27 protein-coding genes and 1 pseudogene are annotated in these 25,786 nt (G+C 72.1%); 5 read left to right on the forward strand and 23 right to left on the reverse strand.

Annotated elements, in window-relative coordinates:
* Positions 1–232 precede the first annotated feature (232 nt).
* The 4 genes from ACIBVQ_RS23805 to ACIBVQ_RS23820 all read left to right on the forward strand — a co-directional run bounded on the left by ACIBVQ_RS23805 (position 233) and on the right by ACIBVQ_RS23820 (position 2,563).
* Positions 233–640, forward strand: a complete 408-nt coding sequence (locus tag ACIBVQ_RS23805) for a metalloregulator ArsR/SmtB family transcription factor (protein ID WP_362780016.1) — start codon at positions 233–235, stop codon at positions 638–640.
* Position 641: 1 nt separating this feature from the next.
* Positions 642–1,553, forward strand: a complete 912-nt coding sequence (locus ACIBVQ_RS23810; protein ID WP_362780019.1) for a cation diffusion facilitator family transporter — start codon at positions 642–644, stop codon at positions 1,551–1,553.
* Between the two features lie 101 nt (positions 1,554–1,654).
* Positions 1,655–1,900 (forward strand): SHOCT domain-containing protein, encoded by a 246-nt coding sequence (locus tag ACIBVQ_RS23815; protein ID WP_352015664.1) that lies wholly within the window; start codon positions 1,655–1,657, stop codon positions 1,898–1,900.
* A gap of 54 nt (positions 1,901–1,954) precedes the next feature.
* Positions 1,955–2,563 carry a DUF4291 domain-containing protein gene (locus ACIBVQ_RS23820; protein ID WP_362914913.1) on the forward strand — a complete coding sequence of 203 codons (609 nt, stop codon included), beginning with the start codon at positions 1,955–1,957 and terminating at the stop codon, positions 2,561–2,563.
* Positions 2,564–2,578: 15 nt separating this feature from the next.
* Here the strand turns inward: ACIBVQ_RS23820 and ACIBVQ_RS23825 are convergent, their stop codons facing one another.
* The 23 genes and pseudogenes from ACIBVQ_RS23825 to lanL form a co-directional block, all read right to left on the reverse strand.
* Complete coding sequence (locus tag ACIBVQ_RS23825) at positions 2,579–3,901, reverse strand: HAMP domain-containing sensor histidine kinase (protein ID WP_362780024.1); 1,323 nt, start codon at positions 3,899–3,901, stop codon at positions 2,579–2,581.
* Positions 3,898–4,587, reverse strand: coding sequence for a response regulator transcription factor (locus ACIBVQ_RS23830; RefSeq protein ID WP_352015661.1), 690 nt, complete (start codon positions 4,585–4,587; stop codon positions 3,898–3,900). The genes ACIBVQ_RS23825 and ACIBVQ_RS23830 overlap by 4 nt, the downstream gene beginning before the upstream one ends.
* A gap of 128 nt (positions 4,588–4,715) precedes the next feature.
* Positions 4,716–6,062, reverse strand: a complete 1,347-nt coding sequence (locus ACIBVQ_RS23835) for a cation:proton antiporter (protein ID WP_399179978.1) — start codon at positions 6,060–6,062, stop codon at positions 4,716–4,718.
* On the reverse strand, positions 6,059–7,411 hold the full coding sequence (locus ACIBVQ_RS23840) for a cytochrome P450 (RefSeq protein WP_399179980.1): 1,353 nt from the start codon (positions 7,409–7,411) through the stop codon (positions 6,059–6,061). Before ACIBVQ_RS23840 ends, ACIBVQ_RS23835 begins: the two co-directional genes overlap by 4 nt.
* Complete coding sequence (locus tag ACIBVQ_RS23845) at positions 7,405–8,448, reverse strand: alpha-hydroxy acid oxidase (RefSeq protein ID WP_399179982.1); 1,044 nt, start codon at positions 8,446–8,448, stop codon at positions 7,405–7,407. The genes ACIBVQ_RS23840 and ACIBVQ_RS23845 overlap by 7 nt, the downstream gene beginning before the upstream one ends.
* Positions 8,449–8,453: 5 nt before the next feature.
* Complete coding sequence (locus tag ACIBVQ_RS23850; protein ID WP_399179984.1) at positions 8,454–10,022, reverse strand: NAD(P)-binding domain-containing protein; 1,569 nt, start codon at positions 10,020–10,022, stop codon at positions 8,454–8,456.
* A gap of 70 nt (positions 10,023–10,092) precedes the next feature.
* Entirely contained in the window at positions 10,093–11,703 is a 1,611-nt protein-coding gene (locus ACIBVQ_RS23855) for an AMP-binding protein (RefSeq protein ID WP_399179986.1), read from the reverse strand.
* A gap of 108 nt (positions 11,704–11,811) precedes the next feature.
* Positions 11,812–12,297, reverse strand: a complete 486-nt coding sequence (locus ACIBVQ_RS23860) for a GNAT family N-acetyltransferase (RefSeq protein ID WP_399179988.1) — start codon at positions 12,295–12,297, stop codon at positions 11,812–11,814.
* A 19-nt stretch (positions 12,298–12,316) separates the two neighbouring features.
* A complete protein-coding gene (locus ACIBVQ_RS23865; RefSeq protein ID WP_399180036.1) occupies positions 12,317–12,496 on the reverse strand; it encodes a hypothetical protein in 180 nt (59 codons plus the stop codon).
* 50 nt (positions 12,497–12,546) lie between these two features.
* Positions 12,547–12,741: pseudogene (locus ACIBVQ_RS23870) on the reverse strand (PIN domain-containing protein); the annotation flags it as partial.
* Positions 12,738–12,983: a hypothetical protein gene (locus tag ACIBVQ_RS23875; protein ID WP_352015653.1), complete on the reverse strand. Its 246-nt coding sequence runs from the start codon at positions 12,981–12,983 to the stop codon at positions 12,738–12,740. The gene ACIBVQ_RS23875 and the pseudogene ACIBVQ_RS23870, both read right to left, overlap by 4 nt.
* A gap of 195 nt (positions 12,984–13,178) precedes the next feature.
* Positions 13,179–14,231: a radical SAM protein gene (locus tag ACIBVQ_RS23880; protein ID WP_399179990.1), complete on the reverse strand. Its 1,053-nt coding sequence runs from the start codon at positions 14,229–14,231 to the stop codon at positions 13,179–13,181.
* 71 nt (positions 14,232–14,302) lie between these two features.
* Positions 14,303–16,198, reverse strand: a complete 1,896-nt coding sequence (locus ACIBVQ_RS23885; protein ID WP_399179992.1) for an ATP-binding cassette domain-containing protein — start codon at positions 16,196–16,198, stop codon at positions 14,303–14,305.
* Positions 16,180–18,000: an ABC transporter ATP-binding protein gene (locus tag ACIBVQ_RS23890; RefSeq protein ID WP_399179994.1), complete on the reverse strand. Its 1,821-nt coding sequence runs from the start codon at positions 17,998–18,000 to the stop codon at positions 16,180–16,182. The genes ACIBVQ_RS23885 and ACIBVQ_RS23890 overlap by 19 nt, the downstream gene beginning before the upstream one ends.
* 189 nt (positions 18,001–18,189) lie before the next feature.
* Positions 18,190–18,318 carry a hypothetical protein gene (locus ACIBVQ_RS23895; protein WP_362914890.1) on the reverse strand — a complete coding sequence of 43 codons (129 nt, stop codon included), beginning with the start codon at positions 18,316–18,318 and terminating at the stop codon, positions 18,190–18,192.
* A gap of 173 nt (positions 18,319–18,491) precedes the next feature.
* Positions 18,492–18,632: an ALQxL family class IV lanthipeptide gene (locus ACIBVQ_RS23900; protein WP_399179997.1), complete on the reverse strand. Its 141-nt coding sequence runs from the start codon at positions 18,630–18,632 to the stop codon at positions 18,492–18,494.
* A 151-nt stretch (positions 18,633–18,783) separates the two neighbouring features.
* Entirely contained in the window at positions 18,784–18,909 is a 126-nt protein-coding gene (locus ACIBVQ_RS23905; protein ID WP_352015647.1) for an ALQxL family class IV lanthipeptide, read from the reverse strand.
* A gap of 84 nt (positions 18,910–18,993) precedes the next feature.
* Positions 18,994–19,116, reverse strand: coding sequence for an ALQxL family class IV lanthipeptide (locus tag ACIBVQ_RS23910; RefSeq protein WP_352015646.1), 123 nt, complete (start codon positions 19,114–19,116; stop codon positions 18,994–18,996).
* Positions 19,117–19,301: 185 nt separating this feature from the next.
* On the reverse strand, positions 19,302–19,421 hold the full coding sequence (locus ACIBVQ_RS23915) for an ALQxL family class IV lanthipeptide (RefSeq protein ID WP_399179999.1): 120 nt from the start codon (positions 19,419–19,421) through the stop codon (positions 19,302–19,304).
* Positions 19,422–19,477: 56 nt separating this feature from the next.
* Positions 19,478–19,609: an ALQxL family class IV lanthipeptide gene (locus tag ACIBVQ_RS23920; RefSeq protein ID WP_399180001.1), complete on the reverse strand. Its 132-nt coding sequence runs from the start codon at positions 19,607–19,609 to the stop codon at positions 19,478–19,480.
* Positions 19,610–19,665: 56 nt separating this feature from the next.
* Positions 19,666–19,794, reverse strand: a complete 129-nt coding sequence (locus tag ACIBVQ_RS23925; RefSeq protein ID WP_362780061.1) for an ALQxL family class IV lanthipeptide — start codon at positions 19,792–19,794, stop codon at positions 19,666–19,668.
* 145 nt (positions 19,795–19,939) lie between these two features.
* On the reverse strand, positions 19,940–21,757 hold the full coding sequence (locus ACIBVQ_RS23930; protein WP_399180003.1) for an alpha/beta hydrolase family protein: 1,818 nt from the start codon (positions 21,755–21,757) through the stop codon (positions 19,940–19,942).
* Positions 21,754–24,597, reverse strand: a complete 2,844-nt coding sequence (lanL, locus tag ACIBVQ_RS23935; RefSeq protein WP_399180034.1) for a class IV lanthionine synthetase LanL — start codon at positions 24,595–24,597, stop codon at positions 21,754–21,756. Before lanL ends, ACIBVQ_RS23930 begins: the two co-directional genes overlap by 4 nt.
* A gap of 542 nt (positions 24,598–25,139) precedes the next feature.
* On the opposite strand from lanL, the gene ACIBVQ_RS23940 reads away from it, so the two are divergent.
* On the forward strand, positions 25,140–25,718 hold the full coding sequence (locus tag ACIBVQ_RS23940; RefSeq protein ID WP_399180005.1) for a TetR/AcrR family transcriptional regulator: 579 nt from the start codon (positions 25,140–25,142) through the stop codon (positions 25,716–25,718).
* The last annotated feature ends 68 nt before the right edge of the window (positions 25,719–25,786 follow it).

A 25,786-nucleotide genomic window follows, 5' to 3' on the forward strand; every position in this document is an offset into this window, starting at 1 on the left:
GTGGGCATGGCGGCGGGGGCCGGGTGAGAGAGCGGCGGTGGCGCACCACGGTGTGCGCCACCGTCCGCGGCGTGCGCCGTACCGACCGGGCGGACCAGCTGTGCCGACCAACGCGGGCCGGCCGGGCCGACCAGCACGGGTCAGCCGACCCGGCCACCGCGGACCCGCCGTACCGGCCCGGCCGACGCGGACCGGTTGACAGCCCGGTGACCTCACTCGCTAATCTGCTCATATGAATACCTATTCAGATGTTCCATCGATTGACGGATGTGTCGTCAGGAAGGTCGATCCCGACCGGGTCGCCGACGTGCGGGAGCGCATGCCCGCCCCCCGTGATCTCTCCGACGTGGCCGACGTCTTCGGCCTGTTGTCGGACGCCAACCGGTTGAGACTGCTGGTCGCCCTGCTTGAGGGGGAGATGTGCGTGTGCGACCTGGCCGCGGTGACCGGGCAGAGCGAGTCGGCCGCCTCACACGCGCTGCGGCTGCTGCGCGCCCACCGTGTCGTGACCAGCCGCCGCGCGGGCCGGATGGTCTACTACCGGCTGGCGGACCCGCACGTGCGGATGCTCCTCGACGTGGCGTTGGTCCACATCGAGCACACCGAGCTTCTGCACCCCGAGCGCGACGGAGAGGGCTGAGATGGGAACCGGACACGGCCACGGGCACGTCCAGGGACACGCGGGAGGCCGTCACCGCAGGCGGCTGGCCCTGTCCTTCGTGCTGATCGGCGCCTTCTTCGTCGTCGAACTCGGCTACGGACTGGTCTCCGGCTCGCTGGCGCTGCTCTCCGACGCCGGGCACATGGCCGCCGACGTGGTCACCCTCGGCGCGGCGCTGGTGGCCACGAAGATCGCCACCCGGCCCGACACCACCGGCAGGCGCAGCTACGGCTCCTACCGGGCCGAGGTGTTCGCCTCTCTGCTGGCCGTGGTGCTGATGCTGGGCGTCGCGGTGTACGTGGTGGTCGAGGCCGTCGGCCGTATCGGCCAGACCGCCGAGGTCTCCTCAGGCCCGATGCTCGTCGTCGGCGCCATCGGCCTGCTCGTCAACCTGGTCGCGCTGCTGCTGCTGCGTTCCGGCGCCGGTGAGAGCCTCAACGTCAGGGGCGCCTACCTGGAGGTCGTCGCGGACACCGCGGGATCGGTCGGCGTCATCATCGCCGGTTGGCTGGTCGCGGCCACCGGCCAGGTGCTGTGGGACACCGTCGTGGCGCTGGCCATCGGCGTCTTCGTCGCGGTGCGTGCCCTGTCGCTGGGCCGCCAGGTCTTCGCCGTCCTGGGCCAGCACGTGCCCGAGGGCATGGACGCCGCCGCGGTGGCCGCGGACCTGGCCGCCATCGACGGGGTACGCGACGTGCACGACCTGCACCTGTGGACGCTGACCTCCGGCATGAACGTGGCCACCGCCCACCTGGTCGCCACCGACTTCGCCGACGGCCACGCCGTACTGGACCGCGCGCGTCACCTGCTGCGCACCCGCCACGGCGTCGAGCACGCCACCCTGCAGATCGAGCCGGCCGACCACCGGGGCTGCGACGAACTCGGCTGGTAGCCGCGCCGGGACCATCGGCGCCGGTCGCGGGACCAATGGCCCTCTTTCGCACGGACTCGGCGGAGGAAGGCTGAAGGTACCTCTCGGGAAGGGGACCGACGATGATGTGGGGTTACGGAATCGGCTCCTGGCTGGTCATGGGCATAACGACGATCCTGCTGTGGGTGTTGATCATCGCCGGGATCGTCGCGCTGCTCCACTACGTCAGCGGCGGGCGGCGGACAGGCTGGCTCGCGGCGGGCGGGCGGGTCCCTCCGGAGGAGGTGCTGGCCGAACGGCTGGCCCGGGGAGAGGTCGACGCCGAGGAGTACCGGCAACGCCTTGAGGTGCTGCGAAACCGGCGGTGACCGCCCGCTAAATCCCGTTGCGGGGCTTACACACGGCTCACCATGCTCGGGGACATGACCATCCCCTATCGCCAGATCCGTGCGGCCTTCACCGAGGAGGCCATCACCGTCTACCAGGCCTACGACCCCGCCATCGCGGACCCGGCCGTCGCCGCCCAGCGGTTCGTGCCGCCCTTCAAACGCGAACGGATGACCTGGATCAAACCCTCCTTTCTCTGGATGATGTACCGCTGCGGCTATGCCACCAAGCCCGGTCAGACCAGGGTCCTGGCCGTCGACATCAGCCGGGAGGGCTTCGAGTGGGCACTCCGGCACTCCTGCCTCAGCCACCCCGGCGACGGCGTCGATCCCGAGGTCTGGCGTCGGCGCCTGCGGGAGAGCCCGGTGCGCGTCCAGTGGGACCCCGAACGCGGCCCGCGCCACAATCCCCTGTCATACCGGTCGATCCAGATCGGCCTCTCCGGCGACGCCGTGACCCGCTATCTCGACCGGTGGACACTGCGGATCACCGACCTGACCGGCCGGGTCCACGACATCCGTCAGGCACTGCGCGACGGCCAGGACATCACGGACATGCTGCCCGTGGAACGCCCCTATCCCCTGCCGGACGAACTCGCCCGGATCACGGGGGCCTCCGAGCGTGCCGTCCCGGCAGGCCGGTGACGCCGATCGTGCCGCCTACGGGCGGCCCTCGCCGTACTCGGGGACCGGCACCCGCGTCTTCCTGTGCGCCCGGTTCCGCACCTGCTGCGGGAGCCGTATCCGGGGGGAGCGCGGTGCGCCGTCGCCGCCGGGGTGCGCCGGAAGGCGGATGGTGAACGTGGCGCCGGCGCCCGGCCGTCCGTCCACGCCGACCGTGCCGCCGTGGGCGTCCACCACCTCGCTCACGAGGGCGAGACCGATGCCCAGGCCTCCCTGGTGGGGCTTGCCGACGTGTCTGGCGAACAGGTGCTCACCGTCACGCGGGTCCAGTCCGACGCCGTCGTCCCGCACGCTGAGCTGGACCCACTCGGGACCCGAGCGGAGGGTCATCCAGATGTCGCCGCCCTCGCGGGCGTGCCGCAGCGCGTTGTCGAGCAGCGCGGAGATCACCCGGCGCAGCGCGGAGCGCGCTCCGCGCACGACGTGCTCGCCGGGGCCCTTCCTCACCTCGATCGTCACCCCGCGCTGCTCGGCGCGGGCCGCCTCCGCCGTGGCGAGTTCCTCGGTCAGCGCGGCCAGGTCGACCGGGCCGAACGGCTGGAGCCGCCGTCTGAGCTGGGTGGACAGCAGCAGGTCCTCGATCACCTCGCCGAGTTGCCCGATGCCCGCGGCCAGCTGGTCGACGTCGCCGACGGCCAGGAGCGGTTCCGACCCCCGGCGCAGGTGCCGGGCGGTGAGCTGGGCGCGGACGTGCAGCCGGGTCAGCGGGGTGCGCAGTTCGTGGCTGACGTCGGCGGTGAAGCGCCGCTGCCGGTCGAGGGCCTCGCCCAGCGGCGCGATCGCCCGGCCCGCGAGGACCTGGCCGATCAGCAGCGCCGCCAGCAGCCCGGCGAGTTCGGCGGCGCCGAGGGTGCTCAGCAGCCGTTCCCGGTCGGCTATCCGGAAGCGCAGGTCCATCACCGCCTGCACCACGACGTCGTCACGTCGCTGGGTCCTGATCAGGTAGGTCAGCCCGCCGACCTCGGCGACCTCGACCCGGGGCCGCCCGTCCGCGGCGACCAGGTCCATGAACGCGCGCACCGGCAACCGGTCCGGGGACCCGGGAGACCTCCGTACGGTGCCTCCGCCCAGCTCGAACAGCCACATGCAGGGCGGGGGCTGGGTGATCGAGGCCGACCGCGCCGCCACGAACAGGTCACGCCGCGCGGCGACGTCCTGGCCGTTGACCGTGACGTAGTAGACCATCGCGCCCATGAGCGCGAGCACGAGGGTGAATCCGCCCGCGATCTGCACGGTGATCCGGCGGCGGGTCCGGATCAGCAGCCGCCGTTCCGGGTCGAAGCGCCGCCGCCCGTTCACAGCTCACCCAGGCGGTACCCCACGCCCCGTACGGTGCGTACGACGCCGTGCCCCAGTTTGTTGCGCAGGTAGTAGACGTAGGTGTCCACGATCGACTCGGTCTGGGCGCCGTCGAAGACCCGCTGCCGCAACGAGTCGCGGGTGTGCACCTGCCTCGGGCGGACCGCCAGCGCGTGGAGCAGGCGGCACTCCTGACCGGACAGGGTCACCTGCTCGCCGGAGGGCAACCGTACGAGGTGGGAGTCGGAGTCGAGCCAGGCCGCGCCGAGCGGCAGCAGTCTGGCCTGGTCCAGGTTCCTGCGCCGCAGGGCACGCACCCTGGCCAGCAGTTCGTCGATCTCGAAGGGTTTGACCAGGTAGTCCTCGGCGCCCGCGTCGAGTCCGCTGACGCGGTCGGCGGTCGTGCCGAAGGCCGTGAGCACCAGCACCGGCACGGTGACGGCCTGCCTGCGCAGCCGTCGCAGCAGGTCGAGCCCGTCGATCGCGGGCAGTCCCCGATCGATGATCATGATGTCGTAACCGCGGCTCAACCCCAGGTGCAGGCCACGTTGCCCCTCCGGTGCCAGGTCTACGGTGTATCCCTGGTCGGCGAACACTTCGGCCAGCATGTCCGCCAGATCACGGTCGTCTTCGACGAGCAGCAGCCGGGAAGAGCGCGGTTCGGATGTCGCCGGTATCCGTGCCACTGGTCAACAATTGCACTGATATTGGTAAATTTCTAGTCAACTCTGGCGCAAAGGCAGGCGTGGCGCAGGCGTGGCGCGTGCGTCGCGCCCGCGCCACAGCCCGTCACGGTCCCGGTGACCAGGCATGATCATCCGCTCACCGGCGCCGCCTCCCGTCCGTGCTCCGTCTCACCGATCCCGGCGGGCTCTTGGATGCTCGCCCGCTCGTGGCGCTCGGGCATGGCCAGTTTGTACAGCGGCAGCGCCCCCGCCGTGGTGAGCACCGCCACCAGGACGAGCATCGCGAAGACCTCCTGGGTGATCAGGCCCTGGGCCAGGCCGATGTTGATGAAGATGAGGATCATCAGCCCCCGGGCGTTCATGATGGCGCCGATCGCCCACGACTCACGCCAGCCGAACCCCAGCGCCCTCGTGGACAGCGCGCAGCCGAAGTACTTCCCGCAGAAACCCGTGAGCAGGATCGCGACGAGCACCAGCAGCATCGAACCGCCGGTGATGCCGCCGAGATGGGTGTTCAACCCGGAGAAGGCGAAGAAGACCGGCAGCAGCAGCGTCGAGACGACGTCCATCATGCGGCCGTGCAGCGCCTGACGGAACGCCGCCTCGCGGGGCATGGCCAGCCCGGCGACGAAGCCGCCGAACACCGAGTAGACGCCGATCCAGTCGGTGAGCCAACCGGCCGTGAGCGGCACCAGGACGATCACGTAGACGGCGCCGGCGCCGAGACGGCCGGTGCGCTCGACCTCACGGCCCAGGGGGCGCAGCAGCGGGGCGACCACCCCGAGCATCACCGCCGTGAACACCACCGCCAGACCTATGGTGCGCAGCGCGTCACCGCCGCCCGTGCCCAGGTGGACCGCCGAGAGCACCGCGAGCAGGCACCACGCCACGGCGTCGTCGATGGAGGCCGCGACCAGGGTGATCCTGCCGATGCGGGTGTTCTCAAGGCCGCGTTCGTACAGGATCCTGGCGAGCATGGGGAAGGCGGTCAGCGACAGCGCGCTGCCGAGGAACAGGGCGAACTCCACACGGCCGACGTCGGGCCGGGAGAGACGATCCCACAGCAGGAACCCGAGGGCGCTGCCGAGAACCAGGGACGGAAGAATCCCCGAGGCGGCCAGCGCCATGGCCCTGCGCGTCTCCCCCGGCGTCCGGACGCTGTGGTCCATCCCCGCCCCGACCAGGAACATGTACAGCGTCAGCCCGATGGTGCTGAGCACGTACAGGATCGGCCGGACGTCGGCGGGGAAGAGGGCCTCCTGCGCGCCGGGGAACACGGCGCCCAGCAGCGTCGGCCCGAGCAGGACCCCGGCGACCATCTCACCGACGACCCGTGGCTGCATCACCATGGTCGCCAGCCGGCCGCACACCGCCGCCGCCAGCAGGATCACGACCAGGGCGGGCAGCACCCTGAGGACCAGCCCCAGGTTGGGATCGACCGGGGAGGCCTGGGTGAAGGCCAGGAAACCGCTCATGACTCGTGCCTCCGTACGCCGACCGGATGGGGTTCCTGCGCGAAGTGGCGCTCGCACAGCCGCAGCCTGCGCGCGTCCCACACCATGTACGTGCCGAGGACGAGCTGCACGAGGCTGCGCCACACGTCCTCCCAGCGGTCCCTGAACCGCATGAACAGCAACTTCACCCGGACCTCCGGGCCGCTCCCGGCTCCCAGCGGGGTCAGCAGGCACGGCCCCCTGTTGGGCAGGGACCGGGTGTGGGAGGCGGTCGAGCCGAGTTCGCAGGCGTGCAGGGTCTCCCGTACGGCCACCCGCAGGGCGATCGGCGCCAGCCGCCACGCGGGGCAGGGCCGGTTCGCGGCCATGCCGAAGGGGATGTGGTTGATCTCCCTGGCCGGACGCGCCGCGAAACGGGCCGGGTCGAAGTGGTCCGGGTCGGGCAGGCCCGCGCGGTGGAACTCGGGGTAGTTGAAGCACAGCACGGAACCGGCCGGGATCGCGGCGCCCTCGCCGAGGGGGATCTCCCCGGTGGTGACGCGGTGGGCGATGCCGAACAGCGGGTAGAGCCGCAGCGTCTCCGAGATCACCTGGTCCAGATACCGGTCGTCGCCGCCCCGCGCCGCCTTCTGCACCCGGGGGTGCTGGGCCAGGACCATCAGCACGTGGGCCGTCGCCTCCGACATCTGGACGACCGCCGTGTTGAAGAAGGCCCCCTGCAGGTACAGCGCCTGTTCCCTGGCCGACAGGTCCTGGGGAAGCTCGTGCCGCACCTCGGGCAGCCGTTCGACGAGGTATCCGGTCAGCCGGTCACGCCGGTCCATGTGCCGCAGGCCGCAGCACTTGAGTGAGGTGACGACGTCGTCCGCGTTGCCGACGATCAGGTCACGGGCCTTCGGCGGACACGGTTCGCCGAAGACGAGTTCGTAGGAGAACTCCGCCCAGACCGGCATCATCAGGTCGCGCAGCCGTACCATCCCCCGCCTGTCCCGCAGCGCCCGGTTGACGCAGCGGCGGGTGAGCTCCTCGACCCTCGTCCGGGGCACGGCCAAAATCCGCCGGGTGGCCAGCGCGACGGCGTCGTAGCGCTCCCCCGCCTCCAGGTGTTCCTGGTGCATCTCGGGTCCCGGTGCCAGCCAGTACCAGAACAGGTCGGACAGGACGGCTCCCCTGCTCCGGCCCGAGGCGGCCGGGTGGGAGTAGACCTCCCTGAACCGGTCGACGCCGACCAGGTCACCGGGGACCGGGATGCTCTCCTCGCCGTTGATCCTGGTGAGGACGCGCACCCGCAGCGCGACGATCCGTGCGGGAAGCCACCAGGGCAGGCTGATCAGGACGGCTGCGAACGACACGGTCAGCGCGGTCAGCATGGCCGTACCAGCTCTGGGTCGAGGTCGTGCGCCGACGCGGCGCCGCACAGGACGAGGGCCCGCTCGACCTCCTCGCGCAGCAGCCCGAGCACCCGGGCCACGCCGCGCTCGCCCTCGGCCGCGAGACCCCAGAGCACCGGGCGGCCGACCGCGACCGCCGAGGCTCCGAGCGCCATCGCCTTGACCACGTCCACCCCGCGCCGGACCCCGCCGTCGAGCAGCACCGGTACGGCCCCGCCGACGGCGGCCACGATCCCCGGCAGCAGGTCGGCGGTCGCCGGGAGGGTGTCGAGCTGCCTGCCTCCGTGGTTGGAGACGAACAGCGCGGAGACGCCGTGGTCGAGCGCGCGGCAGGCGTCGGCGGGACGCACGACGCCCTTGAGCGCGATGGGCAGCTCCGTCATCCGCCTGAGCAGGTCGATGTGCCGCCAGGAGATGTCCGGCGACATGACGATCGGCCGCACCCGGTCGCCGTCGCGCAGGTTCTCGCAGCACATGCCCTCCGGCAGGTCGTCGAAGCCGTTGCGCAGGTCCCGCTCCCGCCGTCCCCTGCCGGGAGAGTCGACCGTGACGACCAGCGCCGTGCATCCGGCCGCCTCGGCGCGCCGGACGATCCTCTCGGTGAAGGCCATGTCCGGCTGGACGTAGAGCTGGAACCACAGGGTGGCCTCCGGAGCCGCCGCCGCGACGTCCTCGACGGCGACGGTCGAGGCCATGCTCACGATCATGATCGTCCCGGCGGCGGCCGCCGCGCGGGCCGTGGCCTTCTCACCCTCGGGGTCGGCGAGCCGGTGGAACGCGGTCGGCGCGACCAGCACCGGCATGGCGGCCCGGTCGCCCAGCAGGGTGACCCCGGTCCTCGGTTCGCCCGCGCCGCGCAGCACACGTGGCAGCAGGGCGAGCCGCGCGAACGCCGCCTCGTTGGCCCGGACGGTCGTCTCGTCACCGGCTCCGCCGGCGAAGTAGTCGTAGTGCGCGGGATGCAGGCGGTCGCGGGCGGCCTCCTCGAACTCCCTGACGTTCAGTGGAGGGCGCATGGCCGTCACGCCGGGACCGGAAGGCTCTGACGCTGGAAGAACTCCCGCAACGGCCGCAGGTGGACCTCCTCGGAGGTCCAGTCGTTCTCCAGGTTCTCGGTGACGTGGTGTACGGCCACGACCACCCCTCCCCGGTAGTGGCGCACCACCGGGTGCAGGTAGTGGCCCTTGTGGGCCCGGGAGGCGTCGCCCTGCCTGATCCGCGACACGGAGATGTCGAACGGGTCGACCTTGTCGTGGTCGGGGCCGTACTCCAGGGTGATCGCGAAGTGGCCGCCGTCGCCGATCGGCGGGCCCTGAAAGTCGACCGGCAGTTCCTCCAGGTAGCGCGCGCCGCCGTCGCCGTCCGGGACGATGACGTCGGCCAGCACGCCGAACTGCTGGAACAGCCCGGAGCTGCGGTTGACCCGTTCGAGTACGGCGTCCGCGAACGCGCCGGGGTCGGCGGGCAGGTCCCGGCCGGGCCAGGGGGCGTCGTGGTGCCTGGTCTCCAGGATGCGGTGCAGGGCGCGGGCGCCGTACCGGAAACCGTGGATGAAGGCGTTGGTGCCGCGCTTGAAGTCGCGGGACTGCGTGATGGTCCCGGCGAAGTACAGGCCGGGCACGTTGACCGACTCGTAGGCGGGGGTCAGCGCGGGGAAGCGGTTCCTGATCGTCAGCTCGGGACGGCACTCGGGGGAGAAGATCGAGGCGTCGAACCGGAACCCGGTGGAGACGATCACCCGGTCGTACGGGATGTCCTTGGTGACCTCGTCGGCCCTGGCGAAGCTCACGGTCACCAGGTACGTGCCGTCCGCGCGGCGCTCGATGCGCCTGACGTCGCCGTCCAGCACCGCGTTTCCCAGTTTGAGCTGGTAGGTGTCGAGGAAGTTGCTGTTGACCGCGCGCAGGTGCCCGACGAAGTGGGTCCGCCAGGCCAGCCGTACCGAGTGGGGGCCCGCGACGTGGATCACCGCGGCGGTCTCGATGAGGTTGTCGGCCGTCTCGAAGGCCGAGTTGCCCTTGCCGATGACGAGCACCCGCTTGGCCGTGTAGTCCGCCGGGTCGACGGAGGCGGTGTCGTAGCCCTCGGCCGTCTCGATGCCGGGGATCTCCGGGACGTTGGTCTTGGAGACCCCGGTGGCGACGACCACGTGCTCGGCCTGGTGGGTCCGGCCCTGCCCGTCGATCACCCGGAACGGCCCCTTCGCGTCCGGGCGGGAGACGTCGACGACCCGGGCGCCGTAGGTGATCCGCAGGTCGAGGGCGGCGGCGAAGTCACCGAGGTAACGCACGAGGTCGTCGGCGCCGGGGAAGAAACGGTCGCTGTAGCGGGTGAACACCAGATCCGGGTCGTCCGAGAGCAGCGAGTTCCAGTCCACCCGGAAGTTGAGCTCCGGGTCGTGTTGTCCGGTGTGCTTCTTGTTGATGGAGATGAGCATCCGGTGGCGGGGGAAGGTCCGGAAGAACTGGCCGGGCTCGGGGCCCGCCTCCAGGATCCGGTACCTCCGCCCCGCCCGGTGCAGGAAGTGGCCCAGTTGCAGGCCCGCGGGCCCGGCGCCGATCACCAGATAGTCAAGGGTGTTGTCAGACACTGATGCCTCCGTCACTGCGTACGGTCGAACGGGACGACATCAGTGTTGGCGCGTGATTCTCAGAGATTGATCAGAGTCGTCCTGCCTCCTCGGCACGGCCGGAGCCGTACCGTTCGAGCAGGGCGCGCTTGTCCGGTTTCCCGCTGGCCGCGACCAGCGGGGCGGGGATCGACATGATCGTCCGGGGGACGCTGTCGGCGCCGAGTTCGGTGCCGACCAGCGCGGTCAGCTCGCCGAGGTCCGGGACACGGCCGGGGGTGGGCACGACGAAGGCGTGTACGGCCTCCCCGGTCCGCTCGTCCATGGCGCCGGTCACGTACGCCTCGGCCACGTCGGGGTGACCGGCCAGCACACGCTCGATCGGCCCGGCGTAGACCACCATCGCGTTGACCATGATGACGTCCCTGGTCCTGCCGACCAGGTAGAGCAGGCCGTCCTCGTCGAGGTAGCCGAGGTCGCGGGTGCGCAGCCAGCCGTTCCGCAGCACCGCGCGGGTCTCCTCCGGCTGCCCCCAGTAGCCCGCGATGAGGTAGTCGTTGCGGACGTGGATCTCCCCGGTCCGTCCCGTGGCGACCGGGCGGCCCTCCTCGTCGAGCACCCTGATCTCGACCCTGGGCTGCGGGCGGCCGACCGAGGCGAGGGCTCGGTCGGGGAACCTCGCGAAGTCCCCGGGGGTGAGCATGGAGATCATCCCGGCCTCACTCGACCCGTACGCCTGGTAGACGACGGGCCCGAGCCGCTCGACCGCCTCCGCCAACCGGTGCGGGCTGATCGGCGACCCGGCGACCATCAGCGCCCGCAGGCTGCTGACGTCGACCTGTTCCGTGCGGAGCAGGTCGAGCATGCGGCACAGCCTGGGCACCGGGAGGATGGCCCCGGTGATGCGGTGGCGCTCGATCGCGTACGGGAACGGCGGCCGTCCGTCGTCCTCGGGGATGACCGCGACACCGCCGCCGAGCAGGCACAACGCCAGGAACTCCTGGACCACCAGGCTGGACAGGGTGCCGAGCAGCAGATAGCGCCGGAACGCCCCGGCCAGCTCGGTCGCCAGCGGCGACCAGAGCCTGGGCTGCCACGACCAGCTCTCCCCCAGCGCGCGGTAGGTGAGCGCGCACCCCTTGGGCTGCCCGGTGCTGCCGCTGGTGAAGGCCATCAGGGCCACGTCGTCGGGGTGCCCCAGGAGGGCGGGCAGCCGCACACCGCCGTGGTGGGCCAGCAGGTCGACCGCGCCGGGAACGTCCCCGGGGAGGGGGCCGAGGGTCAGTATCGTGGCCGCCCCCGCGGCGGCGAACACCTCGGGATCCGCCGTCGAGGCGTCCACGACCACGGCGTCCACCCCCGTGTCGAGCATGTGGGCGAGCTGGCCCGGCGTCTGTCCCGGGCGTACGAACACGACACGACAGCCCAGCACGTGCGCGGCCGTCTGCGCGGCGAACGCCTCCGGCGAGACGCCCGTGTGGACGGCGACGCCCCGGGCGGGGTCGAGCCCGGCGTCGAGCATCGCACCGGCCATGTGCCCGACGAGGTCCAGCAGCTCACCCCGTGAGACGACTCGCGTCCCCTGCTCGAAGATCGGACTGTCGGGCGAGCTCCGCAGCGCGTCGAGGAGCGCGTAGGGGAACGGCGGTTCGGGGGACCCGGCGGGCCGGACGGACTCGGTGAACGACGGGAACTCGTGCATGACTGGCTCCTCTTGTCTTCTGCCTTCGTGGACCTGTCCGGTCACCGGGCCGTCGGTGCGGAACCGGTGCGTTGTCCGCGACAGTAGGCAGCGCAGATCAGAGCCAGATCAGAACGACCGGTCGCCGGAGGGTGCCTCGCCCAGGTCCAGCACCCCGACCGTCTCGCCCCCGGACGTCTCGCCCGTCAGCTCGAACCCGAGCCTCCGGTAGAAGCCCTCGGGGCCGTCCTCCCCCGGCTCCCAGGTGACGTACATCCGCCTCTCGCCCCGGCGCCGCACCTCGGCGGCCACCGCCTCGACGGCGAAACGGCCGACCCCACGTCCCTGCGCCTCGGGAACCACGTTGAGCCGCCACAGCCCGGAGCGGAAGTCGGCCCCCTTTCCGTCCCAGTCGATGTTCAGGAACGCCATGAGGAAACCCACCGGACGATCACCGTCGAGGATGAGACGCGGCCAGGCCACCTCCCCGTGCGCGTAGGCCTCGGCCAGCGAGGTCGCCACCGGCGAGACGAACCGCTCCTGCTCAGGACGGACGTTCACCTTCATGGCCGCCTCGACGTTGGCGGGGGTGATGAGCTCAACCCGAAAAGTCACAGAACGACCATAACGGCCGTCACGCAAGCACCTCCGGCAATAATCTGAACGCCGACGCATGTCGAGGGCGAATCAGACTGAAGCCCCTCCGGTCGATCGTCGCGACCTGGGTGATGCCCAGACGTTCCGCGATGGCGACCACGGACACGTCGGCCGGGTCAAGTCGGGCGCTCCTGTGAAGCCGGACCAGTTCAGCCATGCGTCGTACATCTGCGGGAGCAGGTCGACCAGCTCGAATTCTTCGACAACGAGATCGAGGAACTGCGCATGCACGGCAGGACCCATATGCCGGTTGATCGTCCATCCGGCCTCGATCAGGATCGTTGACGGCAGAAGTAGTGGCCCCTCCAACTCCTCAAGGAGTCGTACGCACGAAGCATGGTGTTTGTCGTCTCGATCGACAACAGCGATCAAAGGGCCGGTATCCAGGAGTGTGGCGCTCACACTGAGCGATTGAACCGCTCCACCAGCAGGTCTTCGACCCGTTCCGACAGATCGCCCTCACCGGACGCACCGATTCCGGCAATCGACAGCCGACGACGCCGAACCGGGCCGGACCGCTCCTCTTCTGTCGCTTCAGCCAGCTCCGGATCTGTCTTCACCAAGCGCAGGAGCCGACGCGCCTGGTCCGGCGACAGCCGATCCACCAGGTGGTGAAGCTCCTCATACGCATGCCCGGCGCTCATGACCACAAGCCTACGCTTACGGATCCAGCAGGCGGATGCTCAGCTCAAGTCGTGCCCGAACAGCGCGATCGGTGAGTTTTCAGTCGGCTCCTGTCACTTGCCCCACTGCTTTGTCTTCGGCTCGGTCTTAACACGCGCCTCCCGGTCAGCGGCTGCGCGACGACCTGCATCGCTCCCGCGGTTCCGAATTCTCCGTCACCTCCCGAGAGCGGGGGCCGGGTAGGCGGGGCGGCGGTCGATGCGCAGGAGGACCTCCTGGGAGCCGAAGTGGCGGTCGATACGGCGGGTGGCCTCGGCCCAGTCGCCCATCGACCGGGCCGACGACAGGGCTTCGGCCACGAACGGGTCACTCCAGCGTGCGACGGCGCGCCGCCACAGTACGGCGGGCTCCTCCGTCAGGAGGCTGCCCACGGTCCCCTCGTAGATGGGCATCGCGCGCACCTCCCCGTCGGGCTCGACCTGCATCAGGGGAATCACGAAACCCTGCTCGACGAAGGCCGGACGCATCTGGAGGATGACGTTGTCCGAGGCCGACACCCGCACCGACGGCGGCGCCGCCGACACCAGGCGCTCGACGTGCTCGGCGCCGGTCAGCGCGCGGATCTGGTCGTTCGTGAGCAGCTCGTGCTCGGCGAAATCGGCCCGGCTGGCCAGACCGGACGGTACGGCGGCGCCGAAGTTCAGGAACCGGACGTGCGGGAAGCGAGGCAGGACGGCCGTGCAGAACTCCTCCGTCTGGTGGAGGTTGCTCCGCACGACCGCGCAGTCGATCCCGAACTCCACGGGGTCGGCGCCCTCCGCGACGCGCCTGCCGGAGACGTCGTCGAGGAGGGCCAGGGCGTTCATCGCCCGGTCGAAGGAGCCCACCCTCCCCCGGATCCGGTCGTGGACGGCGGCGTCGGCCCCGTCGACGCTCACGGTGATCCGGGAGAACACCCGGGTGGCCTGCTCGGCCATCCGTGCGGTGAGCGTCCACCCGCCGGTGTAGAGGTTCACCTGGACGCCTGCCCGCCTGATGTGTTCGGCGACGTCGAAGATCTCCCTGACCAGCAGCGGTTCGCCCCCGCCGAACTCCACCGCCTCCGGGCGCAGGGAGACGATCGCGTCGGCGACCCGGAGCATCTCACCGTGGCTCAGCTGCCGGGCCGGACGCCTGCCCGACTCCGAGTAGCAGTGCGCGCACCGCAGAGGGCAGGCGTAGGTGACGTCCCAGATGACGTCGGTGGGTCCGGAGAGGATGTCGTCCATGTCAGAGGTTCCTTTCGTCGTTGCGGGCACGGCTCCGCCCTGCCGCCGTCGGCGGCGGGCGGAGCGGAAGGTCAGCGGGAGCCCTCAGGCGGCCGGTGCCCCGACGGGTCACCGCCGTGCCAGTGGCCGACCAGGTCGGCGTAGAGGGGCGATCGGGCCGTCAGCTCCCGATGCGATCCGGTGAGCGCGGCGGTGCCGTCCATCAGCAGGACCCGCCCGGCCCGGCCCGCTGAGCTCATGCGGTGCGCGATCACGACGAGCGTGCCCCCGCGGGCGGCGAAGGCCGCCTCGGCGCGCTGTTCGGCGGCCGGGTCGAGATGGCAGGTGGCCTCGTCCAGGACGACGATCCTGGCCGGGGAGGCGTGGACGCGGGCCAGGGCGATGAGCTGCCGTTCTCCGGCGGAGAGCGCGGCGGGTTCCTCGATCGTGGCCCGGAGCCCGCCGAGCCGTTCGACGAGCGCTCCGGCTCCCACGGCCTCGGCCGCGGCCTCCAGCCTCTCGTCGGCGACCCTCGTGCCCTCGGGGCGGAGGTAGGCGAGGTTCTCCGCCACGGTGCCGGTGAAGACGTACGCCTCCTGCGGCACCAGCGCCATCAACGACCGCAGCCGGTGTTCGGGGACCGCCTCGATCGGCAGGCCGCCGAGCAGGATCCGGCCCTCGGTGGGGCGGCTAATCCCGGTCAGCAGCATGGACAGGGTGGATTTGCCGATGCCGCTGGGGCCGACGACGGCCAGGTGCTCGCCCTCGGCGATCGTGAGGTCCAGGTGACGCACCACAGGTGTGGCCTCGGGCGCGTAGGCGAAGCCCACGTTCTCCAGGCGCAGCCCGTGGCCGACCGGCTCCACGTCCGCGACGGCCGCCAGGGCGATGCCGTACGGAGCAGGGGGAACAGGTGTGGAGGCGGACGGTTCCGGCGGCGGGGCGATGGTCTCGCCGAGTCTGCGCAGGGTGACGGCGAGGGTCACGCCCCAGCCGCCGACGACGCCGGTGAGGGCGCGCAGCGCCGGGTCGAGGCCGGTGGCCAGGTAGGTCGCCGCTCCGACGACCTCTCCCGCGCTCAGGTGGCCGTCCCCGATCAGGGGCCGGGCGGCGATCAGCAGAGCGAACAGCGGCAGGTGTGCGCCGAGCGCGACGACCAGACGGCGGCTCAGGCCGGCCCAGGCCAGGGCGTGGGTGGCCGCCACCTGGGTGTCGACGGCCGCCCGTACGGTCGCGTAGGCCTGCCGGCGCGCTCCGCAGGCGGCGACGTCGCGCAGGCCCGCCAGGATCGGGGTGGCCTGTCCGGTGAGTTCCTCGTCGGCGAGGATGAGCGCGCGCTGGCGGGCCACGAGCACGCGGAGCAGCCGGACGAAGACGACCAGCGCCACGGTGACGGGCACGGCCACGACGGCGGCGAGCAGAGGCGACAGGAGCAGCAGGCCGCCCAGCGCGGCGACGAGCGAGACGCCCAGCGCACGGGTGCTCCGCAGCAGCGCGGAGACCAGGTTGCGCACCGTCTCGACCTGCTCGGTGAGGCGGGTCACGGCGGCGGCGTCCGGTGGCCGCGCGCTCTTCGCGGCACGGGTGACGGCGGCGGTGACGACGGCGGTGACCAGGTCGTCGCGGAGCGGTTCGACCACCGCCGCCAGGGCGGGGAACATCATCCGGACGGCCGCCGCCTGGACGAGCATCGTGAGCCCGAGAAGGCCGAGCCAGGCCAGACCGGTCCCCGGGCTCCCGGCCAGGAAGCCGCGGTCGACGGCGGTGGCGATGAGGAGGCCGGACAGCAGCGTCGGCAGCGCCTCGACGACGGACCAGAGCGCGGCCACCGCCAGGGGACGCGGGCGCGGACGCAGCAGCGACACCAGCAGCCGGAGCCCGCCGTCCCCCGTGAGACGACCGTCGTACAGCGGGGCCTGCGCGGGGGCGGCCCCGGACGGCGGGATGTCCCGCCCGGGCCGTGGGCGGGTCAGGGACGGACCGGGCACGGTTCCTCCTCGTGGAGCGGGTCGCCACCGGTCGGCTCCCGACCGGCGCCGGACACCGGGACGCCGGACGCCGGAGCGGCGGACGCCGGAGCGGCGGACGCTGAGGCGCCGGACACCGGGGCGACGGCGGTGAACAGGGCGCGGTAGGCCGGGTCCCGCCACAGCTCCCGGTGGGGACCGCGGGCCCGCACCCGTCCGTCGTCCAGCCACACGACCAGGTCGGCGCGGGCGGCGGTCGTGGCGCGGTGGGCGACGACCAGCCGGGTACGCCCGCGCATCTCCTCCGTCAGGGTCCGGATCACCTGGGCCTCGGTCGCCGTGTCGAGACTGGAGGTCGCGTCGTCGAGAACGGTCAGGCGGGCTCGCCTGACCAGCGCGCGGGCCAGCCCGAGCCGCTGGAGCTCACCGCCGGACAGCGGGGCCGTGTCGGCGGGCGTGCCGTACCCCTGGGGAAGGCGGCTGACGACGCCGTCGACGTGCGCCGCGCGCGCCGCCTCGCGGACGTCGGAAGCGTCGGCGGGCAGGCCGTAGGCGACGGCCGACAGGAGGTCGCCGCCCAGCAGCACGGGGCGTTCGAAGGCGTAGGCGACGGCGTTCCTGAGCGCGTCGGGGTCGGCCTCCGTGAGGGGCAGGCCGTCGAGCAGCACCTGGCCGTGGTCGGGGTCCATCAGCCGTCCCGCCAGCAGGGCGAGGGTGCTCTTGCCCGCGCCGGAACGCCCGACGACGGCGGTCAGCGCCCCGGCGGGGATCTCCAGGTCGACGCCGTCCAGGAGCGGCGGGCCGTCGCCGGCCACCGTGACGGCGCGGAACGAGAGCGCTCCGGCGCCCTCGGGCAGCGGGCGGGAGCCGGGAACCTGGGCGGGCAGGGCGAGCACCTCCCCGACCCGCCGGGCCGCGGAACGGGCGTGGGCGAGATCCATCAGCGAGTCGATCCTCTCGACGACGGCCAGGGCCAGCGCGGTGTAACCGGCCGCGGCCAGCAGTCGGCCCGGCTCAAGACGCCCGTCGGCGATGCCGAGACCGGTCACCGCGAGCACCAGCACCTCGACGAGCAGCAGGAACAGCGAGAGCTGCCACACACTGCGGGCCTGGGCGCGCCACAGGGCGTGCCCGCTGGCGGACAGCTCCGCCAGCGGGGCGAGCACCCGGGAGATCTCGCGGTCGGCGGTGCCCGAGGCCCGCACGGTACGGATGCCCGCCAGGGCGTCGGTGAGGCGCGCGGCCAGGCGGCCCTGCGCGTCCTGGTAGCGGTCGTACAACCCCGAGACCCGGGCGACGAACACGCGGATGACGACGATCGCGACGGGCACACCGGCCAGGAAGGTCAGACCGACCCGCCAGTCGATCAGGAACAGCCCGACGGCGCCGCCGATGGAGGTGAGAAGCCCGGTGACCGTGTACAGCAGTGTCAGCGGGACGTATCCGGAGATCGCGGTGTTGCTCACCAGGCGGTTGGCCAGTTCCCCGGTGGGGAACCGGCGCGCCTGGACGGTGTCGAGTCCCAGGACGTGGGCGGTGAGGCGGGAGCGCAGGGCCGACGTGGCGGACGCGGTGGCCGTCACCCCGGCCAGCGCGCCGGTGACCTCGGCGCCCGTGGCGACGGCGATGACGAGGGCGAGCCATGTCACGGCGTCCGCCGTTCCCCGTCCGGTCAGGACCGCGTCGACCGCGGCGGCGAGTGCGGCGGGCAGGGCCAGTGCGGCGGCGGAGGAGGTGAGGACGGACACCGTGGCCACCGCCAGCGGCGCCCACGCGCCACGCGTCAGCGACCAGAGGAGCCGGTCGCCGTGCTTGTGCGTCACTCGCTCTTCCGGCGCGTCCGACGCATGGTCTGACATCGTTGTCCTCTCTCGGTTCTCCGGCGGCGTCACGGCTGGGGAGCCACCCGGCCGGGAAGGGCCGCGCCCGGTTCGGTGACCGGGCGCGGCGCCGTCATGGCCGTCCTCCCGGGGAGACGCCGGGCTCCGGCGCCTCCCACGAGGCGGACGTGCTCAGGTGGTGGTCATGCTGCAGGTGCGGCCCTTGCAGGTGATGCCGCAGGTGGGGCCGCTGCACTCCCGCAGCTGGGACTCCTCCGCGGCGGCGGGGAGCAGGTCCAGGGCGACGATGTCGAGTTCCATGACTTCTGCCTTTCTGTGATGGGAGTCGCCGCGGGCGTTGGCCGCCTCGCGAGCGATGTTCGGGTGTGCCTCCTGCGGGGCGCGTATCGCCCCGGAGGAGGTCCGGGCCACCGTGGTCGTGACGGCCCCGAGCGGGGCCGTCGTCCCCCGGGACCCTCCCGACGCGGGAGGCGTCAGAAGGGGTTGGTCCAGTCGCAGGTGGGGCCGGTGCAGGTGTGCTCGCAGGACTTGCCGCTGCAGGTGACCTGGCACGGGTACAGGGGGCTCTCCTCCTGAGCGGGGAGCAGGTCCAGAGCGGTGATGTCGAGTTCCATGTCTTCTTCCTTTCCGTGGTCGGAATCACCGCGGGCGTGGACACGCCCGCGGTGTCCTTCTGGGAGGTGCGGACTCCGGGGATGGTCCGTGACGTTCCTTCGCCTCGGAGATCCGCGATCTCCTCGCGTTCCTCCCGCTGGGGAGGAGGTGTCACCGGTTGGTGCCCTCGCAGCTGAGCTGGCAGTGGTAGGTGTACTCACAGGAGTGGTTGCACGGGTACAGCCGGGACTCCTCCCTCTCGGGGAGCATGTCCAGGGCCGTGACGTCGAGGTCCATCGCCTTCTCCTCCTTTCTCTCCGGTCGCCGTCAAGGTCCGCGGGTGTCCGCCTCTTTCCCGCTCTCTCGGAGCGAGGAGAGGCGTCAGCTGCTGGTGACCCGGCAGGTGCCGCCGATGCTGCAGGTCCTGGCGCAGGTCACCGTGCACACGTAGAGGGGGGACTCCTCGGCGGGGAGCAGGTCCAGAGCGGTGATGTCGAGTTCCATGGCTTCTGCCTTTCTTGCTGTTCTCTGGGAGATGTCCGGCGCGAAGGCGCACCTTCTCCGGCGGTGTCGCGTGAACACCACCGCGCCGGAAGGGGCCGCGCCCAGGCCGGTGCCCGGGCACGGCGCCGTCAGGGCCGTCCTCGGAACACGCCGGACACCCGGCGGCCGCACGAGGACGGACGGCCTCAGGCCGAGGTGATCATGCAGGTGCGGCCGTGACAGGTGATGCTGCAGGTGACCTGGCAGTCCTTCAGCTGGGCCTCCTCGGCGGGGAGCAGGTCCAGAGCGGTGATGTCGAGTTCCATGGCGATGCCTCTCCGTTGATTCGGTGATTTCGATGCCGGGTGACGCGAGGAAGACCTCACGCGGAGGTGTACAGGCAGGTGGGGTGGTTGGTGCCGCAGGTGCGCGGAGAGCAGGTGTTGTTGCACGGGTAGAGCGGGGACTCCTCCTGAGCGGGGAGCATGTCCAGGGCCGTGATGTCGAGTTCCACGGTGGTGCCTTTCTGCTTATCCGCTGGTTCTGATACCGATCAGTGCGAGGGAGACGTCACCATTCGGTGATCTGGCAGGTACGGCCGGTGCCGCAGGTACGCGGGTAGCAGGTGACCTGGCACGGGTAGAGCTGGGACTCCTCCTCGGCGGGGAGCAGGTCCAGAGCGGTGATGTCGAGTTCCATCGTTTTCCCTTCTTTGTTGGTGGTTGTCAGGGCCGGCCGCCTTCGATGACGACGGCCCTCCGTACCGGCCGGTCCCGGGTTCCTCCACCGGGCGAGCCCGTGGGGGTGCCCAAGCCGGCCGGGGCTGTGGCCCCGTCCACGCCGGCTAGGCGGACGGGGGCGTCCCGGTGCGCAGGAAGCCGACGAGGCCGTCGCGAACGGCCTTCCCGTCGCTCTCGGAGAGCGGGTCGTGACCCGCGCCGGGGATCTCCAGGTAGGCCGGGCCCGCGCCGTGGCGGCTGCCGAGCAGCCGGTCGCGCAGGCGCCGGGAGTGGGAGACGGGGATGATCGGGTCCCGTTCGCCGTGGACGATGAGCAGGGGCGTTCGCAGGCGGTCGGCCAGCCGCAGCAGGTCGCGGGGCCCGAGGTCGTCGTGGATCTCCTCACGGCCGCCGAGCCGGTCGAGCATGGTGCGCACCGTGGTGGGCCCGTCCTCGTACAGCTCCCGCCCGGACAGGAACGGGGCGACGACCGCGGCGCGGGCCCACAGGTCCGGCCGCGCGGCGGCGGCCAGCAGTGCCAGGTAGGCCCCGTAGCTGGCGCCGTACAGCGCCGGTCGCTCCAGGAGAGGCCCTCGGGCGGTGTCCAGGGCGCGTCCCAGGTGGAGAATGTCGGCCAGGTCGGGGCCGCCCCACGCGCCCTGGATCGCGTCGCGGTGGGCGGCGCCGTATCCGGTGCTGCCGCGCTGGTTGGGGGCGACCACCGCGATCCCCTCGGCGGCCAGGCTCTGGAACAACGGGTCGAAGCCGAGCTGCCAGGCCGCCTCCGGGCCGCCGTGCAGGGCGATCACGACCTGCGCGGCGGTGGCCGGCTCGCCGTACACGACGGCCTCGATGGCTCCGGCGGGGCCGTCATAGGTGTGGACGCGGGCACCGGCCCAGCGGGGCCTGAAGGGTTCGGGGGCGGACGGGATCCGTTGCGCCCGCCTGGACACGGTGATCGGGCCGGGGGGCCGGTCGGGCGTGGTGTGGATCAGGTGCAGGTGGGTGTCGCTCCAGTACGCCAGGGGGAACAGCGTCCCGCCCGGCAGGCCGCTCTCCTCCGTGACGTCCCCGACCAGGTCGTGCAGCAGGAGGTGGGAACGGGCGCGGCGGGTGACCGCCAGGGCCAGCCGTCGCCCGTCGGGGGACAGGGCGAGCGGTGTCACGCTTCCCTCGATCGCGTTCAGCCGGTCGGGGAAGACGGTGGGCCCGTCGTCGTGCAGGAGTCGCACGCCGAGCCGGTACGCGCCGTCGCGCCGGGCGGCGGTGAGCAGCGCACCCGTACGGGGCGCGGCCAGCAGCAGGTGCTCGTCACCGGACAATCCGGTCAGGGGTTCGAGGGCGCCGCGCGCCAGGTCCAGGACCGCCGTGCTCGCCCCCGTCCTGGAGCGAACGGCCAGGCGTGTGCCGTTCTCGTCGAGCCAGATCCCTCCGCCGACCAGGTCCGGCAGTACGGTGACCAGCTCGGGCGGTTCGGGCCTGCCGGACAGGCGCAGCACCCTGCTCTGCTCGACGCCGGTCGCGAAGGCCACGGCCGCCGTTCCCCCACCTGGCCCCGCGACGACCCCGAGGCCGTTGCCGAGGACGGTGCCCAGTTCGTGCTCCTCGGGCCGCCCGCCGTCCCGGGAGGGGACGGCGAGGAGGACGCGGTGCACGCCCTCGGTGCCGATGTGGCAGAGCAGGATGTGCCCGTCGTCGGTGGCGACCGGCACCGTCATCGGCGTCTGCTCGTCGCGGACGCGCAGCTCCCGGGATTCCCGCCCGGTGTCGGTCAGGTCCCACATCTCGGGGGCGAGGCGGCCGTGACCGTGGTCGGCCAGGCAGGCGAGGTACCGGCCGCGCCCGGAGAAGCGGAAGTTGATCCGGCGGACGTCGGGAAGGCGGTCGGCTCCGGTCGCGAGGCCTGCCGCCGTACGGCCGGCGTCCACCGTGCCGAGTTTCATCGCGCCCGGCCCGTGGCCGCCACGGGCACCGGAACGCCCTTCGGCTCGTCCGCCATCCAGGGGCGTGGCCCGCCGTGGCGCAGTCTCAGCAGGAAGTCCAGCACACCCGCCATGCCGGTGTTCCAGCCGAGGCTCACCTCGTGCCCGCCCTCGTCGGCCACGAGCAGCAGCCCGTCGCGGAGCATGGCGCGTGCCCACAGGCACGCGGCCAGTTCCTCGGCCCGCTCGCGGTAGGCGGGCTCGTCGAGCAGGTCGGCCATGTCCAGGAGGAACTGCCCGTCACCGGCCAGCCCGTGGCAGGCGGCCGTACCCATGTGCAGGCGGCCGGAGTGCACGGCCACCGCGGCGGCCTCGGCCGCGTCACGGAAGCGCGGTTCGCCGGTGGCCGCGTACAACCGGACCAGGAACGTTCCCACCCCGGAGGAGCCGCTGCACCAGTGGGTTTTGCGGGCCACGCCGCCGGGGCTCTCGGCCCACCAGGCGGCGTCGTCCTGGCGGATGGCCGCGGCCAGCAGGGTCTCCCCCGCCGCCACGGCGGTCTCCAGGCAGTCGTCCCGGCCGAGCGCGGTTCCCGCCGCCAGCAGGTAGGCCCCGATCCCGGCCACGCCGTGGCCGAAGCCGTAGTGCAGCACTCCCGCCAGTGCGGAGTCGAAGTCCGGGGGAATGCGCCACAGCACGGCCTCCGGGGTGCGCTGGGCCACCTTCAGCAGGGCGTCGGCGCATCTGTCCGCCTTGTCGCGGAACTCGGTGTCACCGGTGGCGTGCCAGAAGTGCAGCAGGGCCAGTCCCGTTCCGGCGAGGCCGTGACAGATGTCCGGGTTCGGCCAGTCGTCCGGCAGGCCCCGGGCCATGTCGAGCCCCTGGGACCGCAGGGAGGCGTCGTCGAGCGCGCGGCCCGCCTCGTACAGGCTCCACGCGATGCCCGCCCGGCCGAAGTACAGCCCCGGCGAGGGCCGCGGCTCACCGGCCAGGCGGCGTACGGTCCAGTCCGCCGCCTGCCGCAGCCCCGCCGTCAGGTCCTCGCGTGAGCCCGCCAGGAGGTCACCGCCCGTACCCGGTTCGGAGGACGACGGAAGCTCGGGATCCACCACGGCGGCGAGCAGGGTGAGCACCCCGGCCGAGCCGTACTGCAGGGCGCACGGGTCGGCGGTCGTGCCGAACCCGGTGACGGGCCACAGGGAACCGCGCCGCGTCACACCGCCCCCGGGTCCGGACGGCGATATCGTCCGCAGGACGTGGGCGAGCCCGTCCCCGAGCAGACGATCCTGGTCGGCCACGCTCAGGCGGTAGGCGCCCCCCGCGGAGGGAGACGGCCCGGCCCCGTCGGCCATCTCGTCCAGGAACGCCCGCACCCGGGTCAGGTCCCAGCGCAGGGAGGGCTCCTCCCTCATCAGTCCCAGGATCATCGGCGCCAGCGCGGTCGCCGTCGCGTCGTCGGCGGTCACCACGCTCAGCAGCGTGCGCAGCCGGGACTCCCACGGCCTGACCTCGGGGGACAGGTCCTCGGGAACCGACGGCTGGCAGCCGGTGGCCAGGAAGAACAGGGTCGTTCCCAGCGCGAACAGGTCGACCGTGGCATCGGGCGCGGGGCCGTAGTGGGCGGCCCGCACCTGCTCGGGCGGGGCGTAACCGGGTGTGTAGGCCCGGCCGACCGGCGTGCCGGGCACGGCGGCCATCTCCAGGTCGATCAGCAGGCACTCGTCGTCGGGGAGGACCATGACGTTGTTCGGCGTCAGGTCGCGCAGCACGTATCCCTGTTCGTGGACCGTCGAGACCAGCGCCGTCATCCTCCGCGCCAGGCCGACCACCGTCTTACGCCACTCCGCGCCGGGCAGGGAGGGGCGCCGCTCGTTGACCCAGGCGCTGAGCGGGGTCCCGGTGAGGTGCTCCTGCGCGAGGAACAGGTTGCCGCCGGTCTCGAACAGCGCCATCTCGCGTGCGGTGACCCCCAGCGGCCCGAACAGTTCCAGCATGCGGGCCTCGTGACGCAGCAGATCGCGTTCGTCGCGTCCGTCGATCGAGGCGCCGAGGTGGGGGCGGGCCTGCTTGATCACGACCATGCCGCCGTCGGTGCGGTCCTCCGCCAGGAACACCCCGCCCTTGGCGCTGTGCCGGAGGGCCTGGCGCACCACGAACCGGTCCGCCAGCAGGACCGCCTCGGGCGCGGTGGTCCTGACCGTCGCCTGTCCCGACTCGAAGGGGCAGGGCGCCCACGCGGGCGGGGAGTACCAGGCGTTGCGTTCGTCGGTCACCAGGGTGCCGTCGGGGGCGGTCAGCCGGGAGGCGTAGGTGCCGTCGTTGTCGAGCTCGCTGAGGGCGGAGAACACCCCGAAGCGGTAGTGCACCAGGCTGCCGGGCCGGTAGGCGCGGTCGGACAGGATCGGCGGGCCCGGCAGACCGTACGTGGCGGTGTGCAGTTCCTCGGCGATCGCCACGGCGGCCTCGTCGTCGGGCGGGTAGACCGTGACGAACTTGCCCATCGACCCGCGGTTCTGGTCGCGGGAGACGAGTCCGCTCAGTTCCGTGAGCGTGGCGGCGAACTTGAACGAGCAGCGGTGCCGGGCCAGCACCTCCACCACCCGCGCCAGCACCAGCGGCGCCGACAGCGGCGTCGCCGAGACGTGGAGTTTCCAGCCCTGCGGGCGGGTGGCCGCGTCCTGCGGTGTCACGTAGGTCCAGGGCTCGCCCTGCTGGATCTCCCAGCCGGGGACGGCCCCTCCTTCCGCCCGTGGTTGCGCGTCACCCGGTCCGCTCACGGCCCTCGCCAGCGTCGCCGTGGCGACGTCCCGCAGGACGTGACGATCCTCATCGAACCGGTTTCCCCCGTTGACAGCCTGCATGTCCACGTTTCCCCATCGTCTTCGCTCGATCTTGGTCCGCGTCGTCCACGACGGACGCGAACCGCTCACCGTCCGGGTTCGGCTCCGGGTGAGCGGCGTCGGCACCGGTCCGCTCGCCGGTCTGTCGAGACCACCGCTTGAGCAGGCCGGCCCCCGGCCGAGGCCGTCGTGGGATCCGCCGGCACCACCCCTGCCGGTCGGCCCCCCGATGCCGAACTTGACATCGACAAGATACGACGCGGATCCAATCTTGGCAACGGCAAGATTGAGGTGGGTCATTCCGGGGCCGATGTCCGCCCGGCCCCGAGCCCGTACGGCGAGCCATCCGGCACGGCAGGCCACGCGGCCCTCGTCCCGGTTCTTCTCCGGCCTCCGAGGGGAGCCGAACGGGACCCGGCGAAGCCGCGATCCCGGAGGCGGCCCGCGTCGTGGGGTGTCCGCGAGAACCGGGACCCAGGGCGGCCGCCCAGCCGATGATTGAGCAGGTCCGCAGCCCTGAGGGGGCATTACGGCGTTCAGACGGCCCCGGTAGGCTGATCGCCGTGAGTAAGCAGTCCTATCATCACGGGGACCTGCGGCGAGCCCTGCTGGACGCCGCGCTGGAGGCCGTCGCGAAGGACGGGCCGGTCGCGCTGAGCCTTCGCGAGATCGCCCGCCGGGCGGACGTCTCCCACGCCGCTCCCACTCACCATTTCCGCAACAAGGCCGGCCTGCTCACCGCGATCGCAGTCGAGGGTTACCACCTGCTGGCCGACGAGCTGGAACGGGTCCGGGCCACCGGCGGACTCGTCGAGCAGGGCGTCGCCTACGTCCTCTTCGCCACCGCCCACCCCGCCCACTTCGCGGTCATGCGCGTCCCCGACCTGCTCAACAGCCGTGACCCCGACTTCGTGGCCGCCCGCGACCGGGCCTGGCACCAGTGGCTGAGCAGCACCACCATGCCGGACGGCTCGACCGACTGGACCGCCGCCGTCGCCACATGGGCGATGATGCACGGCCTGGCCAGCCTGCTCGTCGAGGGGAACGTGCAACCCGAGCCCGGCGGCGACGTCGAGACACTGGCCCGCGCCGTCGGCCGCCACCTCGCCCCCCTGAAACCGCGGGCACCACACCGCGACTGAGATCCGGCGCCCTGACCGGCGACTTCCTTGACGCCAGCGAATTCCAAGTGGCTCACAAGAATGTCCTC

The sequence above is a fragment of the Streptosporangium sp. NPDC049376 genome, from assembly GCF_044466505.1.
Taxonomy (GTDB): Bacteria; Actinomycetota; Actinomycetes; order Streptosporangiales; family Streptosporangiaceae; genus Streptosporangium.